General features: G+C 46.5%; 13 protein-coding genes. 3 read left to right on the top strand and 10 right to left on the bottom strand.

Annotated features, from left to right (window positions below; all coding sequences use genetic code 11):
* The first annotated feature begins 166 nt into the window (after positions 1-166).
* Positions 167-853, top strand: coding sequence for a dephospho-CoA kinase (gene coaE / locus AOB49_RS02075; RefSeq protein WP_082784016.1), 687 nt, complete (start codon positions 167-169; stop codon positions 851-853).
* Between the two features lie 11 nt (positions 854-864).
* A complete protein-coding gene (gene zapD / locus AOB49_RS02070) occupies positions 865-1,617 on the top strand; it encodes a cell division protein ZapD (RefSeq protein WP_062307285.1) in 753 nt (250 codons plus the stop codon).
* On the opposite strand, the gene AOB49_RS02065 is transcribed toward zapD, so the two are convergent.
* From AOB49_RS02065 to secA, 4 genes are all read right to left on the bottom strand, one after another.
* A complete protein-coding gene (locus tag AOB49_RS02065) occupies positions 1,614-2,030 on the bottom strand; it encodes an NUDIX domain-containing protein (RefSeq protein WP_062307283.1) in 417 nt (138 codons plus the stop codon). The two genes, zapD and AOB49_RS02065, sit on opposite strands and share 4 nt — an antisense overlap.
* Positions 2,027-2,887 carry an ATP-binding protein gene (locus AOB49_RS02060; protein ID WP_062307280.1) on the bottom strand — a complete coding sequence of 287 codons (861 nt, stop codon included), beginning with the start codon at positions 2,885-2,887 and terminating at the stop codon, positions 2,027-2,029. Before AOB49_RS02060 ends, AOB49_RS02065 begins: the two co-directional genes overlap by 4 nt.
* Before the next feature lie 11 nt (positions 2,888-2,898).
* The gene (argJ, locus tag AOB49_RS02055) at positions 2,899-4,134 is read right to left on the bottom strand and encodes a bifunctional glutamate N-acetyltransferase/amino-acid acetyltransferase ArgJ (RefSeq protein ID WP_062307278.1); all 1,236 of its coding nucleotides are present in this window, start codon (positions 4,132-4,134) and stop codon (positions 2,899-2,901) included.
* Positions 4,135-4,201: 67 nt separating this feature from the next.
* Positions 4,202-6,967, bottom strand: coding sequence for a preprotein translocase subunit SecA (gene secA / locus AOB49_RS02050; protein WP_062307276.1), 2,766 nt, complete (start codon positions 6,965-6,967; stop codon positions 4,202-4,204).
* A gap of 54 nt (positions 6,968-7,021) precedes the next feature.
* Here secA and AOB49_RS02045 point away from each other — a divergent pair, with 54 nt between their 5' ends.
* The gene (locus AOB49_RS02045) at positions 7,022-7,525 is read left to right on the top strand and encodes a hypothetical protein (RefSeq protein ID WP_062307273.1); all 504 of its coding nucleotides are present in this window, start codon (positions 7,022-7,024) and stop codon (positions 7,523-7,525) included.
* A 12-nt stretch (positions 7,526-7,537) separates the two neighbouring features.
* Here AOB49_RS02045 and lpxC read toward each other — a convergent pair whose 3' ends face one another.
* From lpxC to AOB49_RS02015, 6 genes are all read right to left on the bottom strand, one after another.
* Entirely contained in the window at positions 7,538-8,452 is a 915-nt protein-coding gene (gene lpxC, locus AOB49_RS02040; protein ID WP_062307272.1) for a UDP-3-O-acyl-N-acetylglucosamine deacetylase, read from the bottom strand.
* Positions 8,453-8,477: 25 nt separating this feature from the next.
* Positions 8,478-8,978, bottom strand: a complete 501-nt coding sequence (locus tag AOB49_RS02035) for a peroxiredoxin (protein ID WP_062307270.1) — start codon at positions 8,976-8,978, stop codon at positions 8,478-8,480.
* Positions 8,979-9,090: 112 nt separating this feature from the next.
* A complete protein-coding gene (ftsZ, locus tag AOB49_RS02030; RefSeq protein ID WP_062307267.1) occupies positions 9,091-10,431 on the bottom strand; it encodes a cell division protein FtsZ in 1,341 nt (446 codons plus the stop codon).
* A 48-nt stretch (positions 10,432-10,479) separates the two neighbouring features.
* Entirely contained in the window at positions 10,480-11,709 is a 1,230-nt protein-coding gene (ftsA, locus tag AOB49_RS02025) for a cell division protein FtsA (protein WP_062307265.1), read from the bottom strand.
* A gap of 9 nt (positions 11,710-11,718) precedes the next feature.
* Complete coding sequence (locus AOB49_RS02020; RefSeq protein WP_062307262.1) at positions 11,719-12,585, bottom strand: cell division protein FtsQ/DivIB; 867 nt, start codon at positions 12,583-12,585, stop codon at positions 11,719-11,721.
* Complete coding sequence (locus AOB49_RS02015; protein WP_062307345.1) at positions 12,582-13,574, bottom strand: D-alanine--D-alanine ligase; 993 nt, start codon at positions 13,572-13,574, stop codon at positions 12,582-12,584. Before AOB49_RS02015 ends, AOB49_RS02020 begins: the two co-directional genes overlap by 4 nt.
* Positions 13,575-13,580: the final 6 nt, after the last annotated feature.

Genomic DNA, 13,580 nt, shown 5'->3' with positions numbered 1-13,580 from the left:
TTTTTGCCACCGCTCCCACATTAAAGCCTTCTGGGTGGCCGTGTAATAGATTCGAGGTCGTTGTTTCATGAGCAACACTCCTTGCGCTTACGCAGTTTGTAGTGTGTTGCATCGATCGGTTGAATTCAAGACCCTTTCTGGCCATTGCTGGCATTATTGAGTTGTTATGTCCACAAATCATTCCAACATTACCGCTAACCAAGTTGATTTAGCGCTACTTAAGGGGGAAATCCCTCTAGTAGGGCTAACAGGTGGCATTGGTTCAGGCAAAACTGCAGTGAGCGACATACTTGGAAGCCTTGGGGCTGGAGTGATTGATACAGACCTCATCGCACACCAGATTACCGCCCCTGGCGGAGATGCCCTCCCCCGTATTCAAGAGGTATTTGGCTCCCAATACATCAATACGGATGGCGCCTTAGACCGGTCAAAAATGCGTGCCTTGGTCTTTGGGGACCCTAGCGCTAGAAAAACTTTAGAGGAAATTACACATCCACTAATCAAACAAGAAACCGCTAAGCAAGCAATCGCCTTAGCGAAAACTGGAGTGCCCTACCTAGTATTTGTTACCCCCCTGCTAATTGAATCAGGCTCTTGGGTCAATCTCATTGATTATTTGATTGTGGTTGACTGCCCAGAAGAAACCCAGATCGAGCGAGTGATGCACCGCAATAAAATGGCCCGCCCAGAGGTAGAGAGCATTCTCAGAGCCCAAGTTAATCGAGAAACACGCCTTGCAGCAGCCAATTCCGTCATTGAAAATCAGGGGAGCCTGGAAGATCTCCGGCAAAAGGTTCTCGATCTCCATCAAAAATTACTCAAAATTGAGAGTAAGCCACTGGGTTCGTCATAGAATATAGCCTTGTGATTGTCTACGAATACCCCTTTAATGAATTAGTCCGAAGCATGCTTCGGCTTGAGTATTTGTTTGCCCGCTTTAATCACTTCCTCAGATCAGACGATCCAGAATTGCATCACAATGCAATCGCCATTTTGTTTGACTTGGGCGACATCGGCTCACGTGGCGATATTAAATCTTTATTACTCAAAGAGTTTGAACGTCAGAAATACGCTTTGAATAGCTTAAGGTCTTCCCAGAAAGTAGATCAAGAAGCACTCTTGCAAACTTTGAATGAGATTGATAAGGCTGCATTAAATATCAATCAGTCGATGGGAAAACCTAATGCCGGGATTACTGAAAGTGAATGGCTCAATGGCATTCGTACTCGATTAAATATTCCAGGTGGAACAAGTCCAATTGACTTGCCTAGTTATCACGCATGGAAGAACAGCCCCTCTAATCAGCGTAAAGAGCTACTCGAAAATTATGTTGCGCCACTCTTGCCATGGCATGAGGCTTGCCAAATATTTTTACGACTACTTCGCCAATCAGGCGAAGCTAAAGATGTAGTCGCGCACCAAGGCTCTTTTCAGCAGGCTCCATCGGGAAAGGTCTATCAACTCATGCGCATTGCGGTTGAAGATGACACCCTCTTCTCTGAGATAAGTGCGAATAAATATTTACTTTCTATTCGCTTCCTTAAGACCGACAGAGATAGAAAACCGCAGCTAGTGAATGTGGATGTGCCATTTAGACTCACCCTCTGTCAACTTTAAGCTTTTAGCTGTTTTAATCTTTCCAGCATAGGCCAAGCAGCTGGCAATAAAGGCCCCACGCTCGGACTTGAATTTGAGAGTGACTCCCAAGATAGCGCCTGTCCTTCGCACCCTCGAGGAGTTCCGCTCCATTTACGTATGATGCTGACATGTAAGCGTACATAAGCATGAGGGTAATCATGCTCTAAAACTGTGAGCTCTTCACTCGCCTCAATATCAACCCCAAGCTCCTCTTGAAGCTCGCGCTTTAATGCCTCAAAAACAGACTCACCCACTTCGATTTTTCCACCCGGAACTTCCCAATAACCTGCGTAAGGCTTACCCTCGGGACGCTGACCTAATAGATAGCGACCTTCCGAGTCCAGCAGAATGCCTGCAGCAACCTCTGTAACTGGCCGATTTGCATCCATCATGCAGCGTGTAAACCTGCCCAGTGTTTTGAAAATTGCCAAGCTACCCGACCAGAGCGGGATCCACGCTCCAGCGCCCAAACCAATGCCTCCGCTCGCGCCGCCTCAATTTGCACATCACTCAACCCAAAATGTCGCAGCCAATGCGCAACGATTTCTAAATACTCATCTTGCTTTGGTGGGTAAAAAGAAAGCCACAAACCAAAACGCTCTGATAAAGAAATCTTTTCCTCAACCACCTCACCTGGATGAATTTCTCCAACATCGCCATGGACATAGCTCTCATTATCTTTCATGTACTCCGGCAAAAGATGTCGACGATTAGAGGTTGCGTATATCAAAATATTATCAACTTGCGCCGATACTGAGCCATCCAAAGCAGACTTCATAGCCTTGTAGCCTGACTCCCCTTCCTCAAATGAGAGATCGTCGCAAAAAATAATGAAGCGCTCTGGCCTATCAGCCAATAACTCGGTGATATCCGCTAGATCCGCCAAATGCTCCTTCTCTACCTCGACCAACCGTAAGCCTTGGCCAGCAAACTCATGAAGACTAGCCTTAATGAGGGAGGATTTTCCCGTCCCTCTTGCGCCAGTTAGCAAAATATTATTTGCAGGCTTCTTTTGAATAAAGTGTTTGGTGTTATCTCGAATGGCATCACGTTGACGATCAATATTCTTCAGATCCTCAAAAGTAATATCGGCAACATGCTTTACCGGTTGAAGAAAACCAATGCTGCCAAAGATGCTATCCCGACGACGCCACCGAAATGCGGTCGAAGATTTCCACTGTTCCTCTGTTAGAGGTTTTGGTAAAAAAGTTTCAAGGTGGCTTAAAAAGCGGTCTAACTTGTCATTCATTTCAAAACTCTCTATGAGCGGTAATCAGCGTTAATAGAAACATAGTCATGTGATAGGTCACAAGTCCACATGGTTTGTTGTGCTGATCCACGACCCAAATTAATTTTTATGGTGATTTCTGGAGACTGCATCACCCGTTGGCCTTCAGCCTCCTGGTAATCAGGGTTTCGGCCACCATTCTTAGCAACCCATACATCCCCAAGCCACATTTGCACTTGGTTCACATCAAGATCGGCAATACCGGCATAGCCAATGGCGGCTAGAATACGACCAAGATTGGGATCACTGGCAAAGAAAGCCGTTTTTACCAAAGGCGAATGGGCGATTGCTTCTGCAACCAAGCGACATTCTTCTTCGGTCTTGCCGCCTTGCACATCAATCGTAATAAATTTAGTAGCACCCTCGCCATCCCTCACAATCATTTGCGCCAGCTTACGAGCTAAATCAATTAATGCGCTTCGAACAAGTACATAAGCGGGATCATCAACAGAAGTAATCTGAACTGAAGACTGTCCAGTAGACATGATGATGAAAGAATCGTTGGTTGAGGTATCACCATCAATCGTAATGGCATTAAATGAGAGATTGGCAATCTCGCGCGTTAATGGAGCCAGCAAACCAGAGGCAAAACCTACATCAGTTGCAATGAATCCCAACATGGTTGCCATATTGGGATGGATCATTCCCGCCCCCTTACAGATGCCGGTGATAGTCACAAGTCCAGCCGGAGTCCCAACCGTCATAGATGTAGCTTTGGGCTGAGTATCGGTTGTCATGATGGCTTCTGCAGCATCGAACCAATGATCCTCACCTAAATTCGCCACTGCTCTTGGCAAAGCATCAATCAACTTCTCAATTGGAAGTGGCTCCAAAATCACGCCCGTAGAGAAGGGCAAAATTTGCTCTGGATTTAACTGCAACTCTTTAGCAAGTGCAGCACAAGTAGATAGGGCATCTTTCATGCCCTGCTCACCAGTTCCCGCGTTGGCATTACCCGTATTGACGACTAAAGCGCGAATCTCACCCTTAGCCCCATTCTGCGCAATATGCTCTCGACAAACCTGAACAGGGGCCGCGCAAAAACGATTGAGGGTAAAGACGCCAGCTACCTGCGACCCAGGAGCCAAAGTCATCACCAATAAATCTTTGCGATTCGCTTTTTTGATTCCAGCTTCTGCAATGCCCATTTCAAAGCCTTTTACTGGCTTAAGCAGGTCTTTTTGGGGGAGAGGTAAGTTCACTGTCATGATCTGACAATTGTAGATGAGAGCAAGTAGAGCTGCCAGGTCTGGCGGCTCTACTGCAAATTTAAAACTAGCTTAAGGCGCCGCAGCAATTCTTATATTTCTTACCGCTGCCACAAGTACAGGGATCATTGCGACCCACCTTTGGCCCAGCACGAAGTGGTGCTGGAGCAACCTCAATCGCTACACCACGATCACCCGTGGACCCAGCAACCTCAAGGTTTGCATCCGCATGCTGATACTGCACGTCGGACAGTTTTGCGAGATCTTCGTTCATTGACTCGGATGCCTCATCCAATTCGCTAGCACTTCGAATCTGAACAGTCATGATGCTCTTCACAACATCATTCTTGATCACATTAAGCAACTCCCCATACAGCTCAAATGCCTCACGACGGTATTCTTGTTTAGGATCCTTTTGAGCATAGCCACGCAAATGAATACCTTGGCGCAAATGGTCTAAGGCCGCTAAATGTTCGCGCCAATGAGAATCGAGGCTATACAGTAGAACGGAACGCTCAAATCCGGCAAAGGATGCACGCCCAGAAAGCTCTACTTTTGCATCATAGTTTTCTTTTGCAGCTTGTAAGATACGTTCAACAATCTGCTCGTCATCCATCGATGCCGCATTTTCTACCCAATTTTTTAAATCGACAGAAAGGCCCCAGTCGCTGGATAGAACATTCTCCAGCCCAACCAAGTCCCACTGCTCTTCCATTGATTCGCGCGGAACATATAACGAGCAAATATCTCGCAAAACATCTTCACGCAAATTCGCAATGAGCTCACCAATATCACTGCTTTCTAAGACTTCGTTTCTCAGGCGATAGGTTTCTTTACGCTGATCATTCGCAACATCGTCATATTCCAATAACTGCTTACGAATATCAAAGTTACGACCTTCAACTTTACGTTGAGCAGACTCGATCGAACGCGTAACCATGCCGGCTTCAATAGGTTCACCATCTGGCATTTTGAGGCGATCCATCACTGCCCGCAAACGATCTCCAGCAAAAATACGAAGGAGAGAGTCATCAAGAGAAAGATAGAAACGTGAAGACCCTGGATCTCCTTGACGACCAGCACGGCCACGAAGCTGATTATCGATACGACGACTCTCATGACGCTCTGTACCGATAATATGCAAACCACCTGCAGCCAATACCTGATCGTGCAGACTTTGCCATTCGTCCTGCAAAATCTTAATCTTGGCAGTCTTTTCCTCATCGGATAAAGCGGCATCCGCCTGAATCAGCGATGATTGCTTACCTACATTACCGCCCAATACGATATCTGTTCCACGGCCAGCCATATTAGTAGCAATGGTAATCATCTTAGGCCTTCCAGCCTGAGCAATAATCTCTGCCTCGCGCGCATGTTGCTTCGCGTTTAGGACTTGATGTGGTAATTGACGCTTATCCAACAATCCAGCAATCAGCTCTGAGTTTTCAATTGAAGTGGTTCCCACCAGCACCGGCTGACCGCGCTTATAGCAATCCTCAATATCTTTAATTACTGCGTCATAACGCTCACGTGAAGTCTTGTAGATTTGATCCTGACGATCTTTTCTTTGACTAATACGATTTGGTGGAATAACTACCGTCTCAAGGTTATAAATTTCCTTGAACTCGTAAGCTTCCGTATCAGCAGTACCAGTCATACCCGCCAACTTGCCGTACATGCGGAAATAATTTTGGAACGTAATTGTGGCTAGTGTTTGATTCTCATTCTGAATCGGTACACCTTCTTTGGCCTCAACAGCCTGATGCAAGCCATCTGACCAACGACGGCCTTGCATTAATCGTCCTGTGAACTCGTCAACAATAATGACTTCGCCATTCTGAACAACATATTGTTGATCACGGTTATACAGAGTATGGGCACGTAATGCTGCATACACGTGATGCATCAAAGTAATATTTTGTGGGGCGTACAAAGAGTCGCCATCATTCAAAGCGCCAAGCTCAACTAAAACTGTCTCAGCCTTATCGTGACCACGTTCTGTTAAATAGACTTGCTGAGACTTCTCGTCAACCCAGTAGTCGCCCGGCTTTTCAACACCGGTACCATCGGCCTTTTCTTCACCAATCTGACGCTCTAAGTAAGCAGGCAAAGCATTAATCTTGATATACAAATCAGTGTGGTCTTCAGCCTGACCAGAAATGATCAATGGAGTGCGCGCCTCGTCAATCAGAATGGAGTCGACCTCATCAACAATGGCATATGCTAAACCGCGTTGGACGCGCTGGCCTAAATCTTGAACCATGTTGTCGCGGAGATAGTCAAAACCAAACTCATTGTTGGTTCCATATGTAATATCTGCGGCATACGCCTCTTGCTTGGTAGCATGATCCATCTGAGAAAGATTCACGCCAACCTTCATACCCAAGAAGTTATAGAGCGTAGACATCCACTCCGCATCACGCTGTGCTAAATAATCATTTACGGTAACAACGTGCACACCTTTGCCGTTCAAAGCATTTAAATAAACAGGGAGTGTGGCGGTGAGGGTCTTACCTTCACCCGTACCCATTTCAGCAATCTTGCCTTGATGCAAAGCGAGACCGCCCAAAATTTGCGCGTCAAAGTGACGCATCTTCATCACGCGGGAGCTAGCTTCGCGAACTACTGCAAATGCTTCTGGAGCAATATCGTCTAATGACTCGCCAGACGCTAGACGCGACTTGAACTCAGCGGTTTTTGCCTGAAGTGCGGCATCATCCAAAGCTTGCAGGCTAGGCTCGAAAGCGCTAACTTTAGCAACCACTTTGCGATACTGTTTTAAGAGGCGGTCGTTTCGACTGCCGACCAGGGTTTTAAGAAGACCGATTACCATGGGATATTGAAGTAAATTAAGTCCTTGAGTTTATCACCCGCCCCCTCTTTTTATATGAACTTTGCCCCTAAACCTACCCGCACAAAAGCCGCGCACGAGTGGCTTGATTACCTGCGGGACTCGGAGGGACTTGGTGGCATCCTTGCGAAAACTGAAGATCTCGCAAAACTCAAAATTGCCCTAAATGCGGCATTAAGTGAGCTTAATTTAGGCAACCTAGCTCCGAAAATCGAGATTGGTTGGCATAGTGGTAGCCAAAATGAGTTGTTTTTACTGGCCAGTGGAGCCAGTATTGCATCTCGTCTTCAGCAAATTTTACCTAGCTTAATCAATGAGTTAGAGAAAAATGGGGTTGTCTGCGCCGCAATTAAAGTCCGCATAAAACCCGCATCTGCCCCCTGGGAAATTAAACCCCGCATTACCCAACAAATAGGCAGGAAACCAACGGGCTTGAATTCAGTAGCTAAGGCCTCTTGGGAGTCCTTATTGGAAAAACTAGCGCCTGACTCAGAGTTGCGTAAGGCTGTAGAGCGCCTGCTGCGAAATAACCCAAAATAGCCTAGAGGAGTATTAAAAAAAGAGGGGTTGATTCTCTTTAGAGTAGGCCTGGGGAGCCTTATTTTCTGGAAAGTTGCAGATTTCGTAACAACTAGGGTCGTCTAAAAGCTTGCGCAACAAAGCATTATTTAAGGCATGTCCTGACTTTTCGGCAATGTATCCACCCACAATTGGATGACCCACTAGGTAAAGATCACCAATAGCGTCCAGTATTTTGTGTCGCACAAACTCATCCTCATAACGCAACTCTTCGTTATTTAAGATGCGATGCTCATCAAGAACAATAGCGTTGTCCAAACTACCGCCGCGTGCTAAACCCATCTCTCTTAAAGCCTCAACTTCATGGGCAAACCCAAAAGTGCGGGCGCGGCCAATCTCACTTCGATAGGCATGCTCCGCAAAGTCAACAATAAACCGCTGTCCAGTCTTATCAACAGCAGGATGTTTAAAGTCAATCGTAAAGTCCAACTTAAAACCAAAGAAAGGTTCTAGGCGCGCAAGCTTATCGCCATCTCTTACCTCAATTGGCTTTTTGATTACCAAAAATTGTCTCGGCTCATCTTGCTCTAAGATGCCAGCGGACTCCATCAGAAACAGAAATGAAGCAGCGCTACCATCCATGATCGGCACTTCTTCACCGTCTAATTCAATAAGAAGATTATCAAGACCGAGGCCAGCACAAGCAGAAAGCAAATGCTCCACAGTCGAAACACGCACGCCATCCTTTTGAATGACGGATGCAAGACGGGTGTCACACACAGCTAAAGCGGTAGCCGGAACAACAGATTGCTCCGGAGTATCTACGCGCACAAATAAGATTCCTGAATTTACGGGCGCAGGCTTGATAGACAAGGTGACCTTACGCCCAGAGTGCAAGCCAATCCCCACGGTTTTAATCGGGGTTGCGATTGTACGTTGCTTAATCATGGTTCGTAAATTCAGAAATAACTTCTTACAACTTTTTCAATACTGAAGCGGCATCGCTTACTTCAAACTTGCCAGGGGCTTCGCGATCCAAAGCTTTAACCACACCATCTTCAACAATCATCGCGTAACGGTCAGAGCGCACTCCCAAACCACGAGCAGTGAGATCCAATTCAAGACCAAGCTTTTTAGTGAGCTCGGCACTACCATCACCCATCATACGAATCTTCTTACCCACTTTCTGGTCACGACCCCATGCACCCATCACAAATGGATCGTTTACAGAAACGCACCAAATTTCATCAACGCCTTTTGCTTTGAGTGCATCGTAATGTTCCACATATCCAGGAACATGCTTTGCGGAGCAGGTTGGAGTAAATGCACCCGGCAAACCAAAAATCACAATCTTCTTTCCAGCAGTCAACTTCTCCACTTCAAATGCATTTGGTCCTAAAGAACAACCCTCGCTCTCTTCATCAAAAAATTCATAAAGGGTAGCGTTTGGTAATTTTTGTCCGATAGCAATCATGGTGTCTCCAATAAGTAATTGTTAGTAAGCATGCCAACGCAAGCGCGGGATTCGTCGTCCGGAGGGGCGCCGCGCTGGCATTTTGCAATAACCTATTGTATTAAGCAGTCAATTAATCTGCTTGCTTACGCAAAAAAGCGGGGATTTCATAGTAATCCGCCCCTTTGTCCAGCATGGATTTAGCCTGAGGAGAGCTATCAGCCCCTAATGTAGGCGCTGGTGTAGCCTCACGCGAGCTACGGAATACGCGTGGCAAGTCATATTGGCTGTAATCAACCCCACCAGAAGCCGGCTGTGAAGCCATAGCAGGCGCACTACCAGAGCCCGTCATCGCCAAACCAGCGCTAGTACTCAAAGCTGAATCCAAGCCTGCTTTACTCATTACTGCCGAGGCACTTGCAGGAGCAAAGCTATTTAAGTCTGCCATCGTTGGCATTGCATCATGGGTACCAGTAGCTTGTCTCCAAACGACTTCAGGTTGATTTTTTTGACGTGCTTGCGGATTATTCAAACCAGTAGCTACAACAGTTACGCGCAATGCATCACCCAAGCTCTCGTCATATACAGTACCGAAGATTACCGTTGCATCGTCTGCGGCATAGCCGCGAATTGCAGCCATCACTTCGCGAGTCTCAGATAACTTCAATGAACGGCTAGCAGTAATGTTGACAAGCACGCCACGTGCTCCGGATAAATCAACCCCCTCAAGCAGCGGTGAAGCAACTGCTGCTTCAGCAGCTAAGCGTGCGCGATCCATACCGGAGACAGTCGCAGTTCCCATCATGGCCTTACCTTGCTCACCCATGACAGTTTTCACGTCCTCAAAGTCAACGTTGATCAAACCTTGCACATTAATGATTTCGGCGATACCAGATACTGCGTTATGCAATACATCATCCGCACAAGCAAATGCCTTATCAAACTCAGCATCCTCGCCCATCACTTCAAACAGCTTTTCATTGAGAACTACGATCAATGAATCTACGTAAGATTCAAGTTCAGCTGCGCCATTTTCAGCAACCTTCAAGCGTTTCACGCCCTCGAAATCAAATGGCTTACTAATAACGCCAACAGTCAAGATGCCCATCTCTTTAGCGACTTGCGCAACAATTGGAGCGGCACCAGTACCTGTACCGCCACCCATACCGGCAGTAATAAATACCATGTGAGCGCCTTGCAATGTATCAGCAATACGAGCACGAGCTTCTTCTGCAGATGCCGCCCCGATTTCTGGTTTAGCGCCGGCACCAAGTCCGCTAGAGCCTAGTTGCAAATTCACAGATGCCTCAGAACGCTGCAAAGCGCCAGCATCGGTGTTCATGCAAATAAACTCTACGCCGTTTACACCACGACGAATCATATGCTGAACGGCATTACCGCCAGCGCCACCGACTCCAACCACTTTAATAATGGTTTTACCGGCTGTTTCTTGATCTAACATTTCAAATTCCATATACCCTCCTAGGTAATAAACAAACTACATTGACGACGACGAAAAAACTTAAAAATTCCCTGCAAACCATTCCTTCATGCGCGAGATAACACTCTGCAATGCGCCTGACTGCGATACTCGACGGCCACGCAATAACTGCGCCTGACCTTCCATCAATAAACCGATGCTAGTTGCAAAGCGTGGACTTCTTAGAACTTCATGCAAATGGCCGCGATACTCGGGTGTACCAATACGTGCTGGACGTAAGAACACTTGCTCAGCAAGCTCAACCATTCCAGGCATTAAAGAGGTGCCACCAGTGAGCACGATTCCCGAAGACACCATATCTTCATAACCAGAGTCACGAACAACACCCCTCACCAAGGTAAATAACTCTTCTACTCTGGGCTCGATAACCGCTGCCAATGCCTGTTTAGACATCGGACGTGGCTCACGATCACCAACACCAGGTACATCGATCATGTTTGTTGGGTCTGCCATATCTTGGCGAGCAATACCATATTGAATTTTGAGGTCTTCCGCATCAATAGTCGGCGTGCGCAATGCCATGGCAATGTCATTTGTAATTTGATCGCCCGCAATTGGAATTACTGCAGTATGACGAATTGAGCCTTGACAATAAATTGCGATATCCGTTGTACCGCCACCAATATCCACTAAGACAACGCCTAACTCTTTTTCATCTTCAGTGAGAACGGCCAAACTTGATGCAAGTGGCTGCAAAATTAAATCATTCACCTCAAGACCACAGCGACGCACACACTTCACAATATTTTGCGCAGCGCTTACCGCGCCAGTGACGATATGCACCTTCACCTCAAGTCGTAAGCCACTCATACCAATTGGCTCACGAACATCTTCCTGACCATCAATAATGAATTCTTGAACAAGAATATGAAGGATCTGTTGATCGGTCGGAATATTAATCGCCTTAGCAGTCTCTAAGACGCGTTCTACATCTCCTGCGCTTACCTCTTTATCTCGGATGGCGACCATACCGCTCGAGTTAAAACTCACGATATGGTTTCCAGCGATACCAGTAAACACTTGAACAATTTGACGATCAGCCATCACCTCAGCCTCTTCTAAAGCCTTCTGAATAGACTGAACAGTGGCCTCTATGTTGACCACAACACCCTTCTTCAAGCCCTTAGACGTAGTCTGACCAACACCAACCACATTAAATTGACCATCAGGAGCCAATTCAGCGACCAAGGCAACCACCTTAGAGGTCCCAATATCCAAACCTACCAATAAATCGCGGTTGTCTTTACTCATTCTCATTCCTCATTGCTTCTGCTCACTTTTCTTGCCATCTACTTCATTTCTTTTTGGGCCTGCAGAAGCAAGATGCACTGCAAATCCATTTGCATAACGTAGATCGATTGCATCTACACGATTAGCCCATCTCTCTTGAACTTGAGGCCAATATTTAAAAAGGCGCGCTACGCGATCTTCAGTTAATGTCTTGTCTGAATTTTCTTCGTCCCTACCAAATTCAATCTTCATTCCATTTGAAAGCTTGACGTGCCATGCATAACGCTCCGACAAGGTCAAACTTTTCACTTCCGCACTCCAAGGCTTAAACCAAGTATTGGCTTTTTCGTATAAACGCATCACCTCTTTGCTGGCATCCTCTGGCCCATGAAACTCAATTAGTTGAATACCCTCACCAACATCGGATGCGCGCCCTGAAAATAACTCCCCATGGTTATTCATCAAGGTGTGACTATCAGCGCCACCCCAAGTTCCAAATGGCTTTTGCTCTTCAATACTGACAACTAGCCCATTGGGCCAGACTCTACGAACATTGGCATGACGCACCCATGGCATCGATTCGAAACCACGCTTTACATCTTCCAACTTAACGCTGAAAAAGTTACCCTGAACGGTGTCTAAAACTTGCTGCTTCACAACAGGTTTATTGATGTGTTTAAGGGTTTGGCCAGAAATTGGCTCAATCACAATTTGACGCAAAGCAAAGACCGGACGCTGACTTAACCAAACCAAAATACCAATACATACCATTGCCGTAAAACAGCGCATCAAGAAACGACTGAGCTTTTGCATACGTTGCGGATGATTCCAAAGCGGAGATGCCAGCGAAGCAAATACTTCACCAAATCCGCTTAAGAAGGCGTTCATACGACTCATGCGTGTGTCACTCCTCTATCCAGTAGCGTTTGGCTTATCACCCATAACACTAGTTCGGCATATTCCACGCCAGCCGCTTTTGCCGCCATTGGCACCAGAGAATGCGAAGTCATCCCGGGAGAGGTATTCATCTCGAGAAGATATGGCTTACCAGTTTTTTGATCCAACATCACATCGGCACGACCCCATGTTTTACAACCCAATGCACGATAAGCGGCTAAGGCCAATTCTTGAACAGCAAGATTGATCTCTGGCGCCAAGCCAGTTGGGCATAAATATTGAGTCTCATCAGAGAAATACTTATTGTGGAAATCGTAGTTGGCCTGTGGTGGAATGATTTTGATTACCGGCAAAGCTTCAGCATCATTGCCAAATCCAACCAATGGGCAAGTGAGCTCATCCCCAATAATGCAAGTCTCGGCAATCACTTTTTTATCCATAGCCGCGGCAAGTTGATAGGCCGCAGGCAGATCTTCAACCGACTTGACCTTAGTTAACCCCAGGGATGAACCTTCATGAGCAGGCTTCACAATTAAAGGTAAGCCTAAGTGTGCAACTACAGCATTCCAGTCGCTATCTGCTGTCAGCTCTTCAAACTCAGGAGTGGAAAGACCACTACTTAACCAAATTCGTTTGGTGGCAATTTTGTCAATTGCTAAAGCAGAGGCCAAAACACCGCTACCGGTATAAGGCAAACCTAAGAGCTCAAGCAATCCCTGAATCGTACCGTCTTCACCATAGCGACCATGCAAGGAAATAAATACACGATCAAATTTTTCTTTTGCTATCTCTGTTGGACAGCGCAAACCTGGATCGAATGCATGAGCATCCACCCCTTTAGAGAGAAGAGCCTCAAGAACACCACCACCTGACATCAAAGATATTTCACGCTCACCAGAGCGCCCACCTAATAAGACGCCGACTCTACCAAGTGATTTGACATTGAGGTTAGCAAGATCTTGCTTCACTCGCTCGCCCCAAGGGATCATTTTCTC

It is taken from the genome of Polynucleobacter sinensis (assembly GCF_001595985.1).
Taxonomy (GTDB): domain Bacteria; phylum Pseudomonadota; class Gammaproteobacteria; order Burkholderiales; family Burkholderiaceae; genus Polynucleobacter; species Polynucleobacter sinensis.
This window is presented reverse-complemented; position numbering and strand designations above follow the sequence as displayed.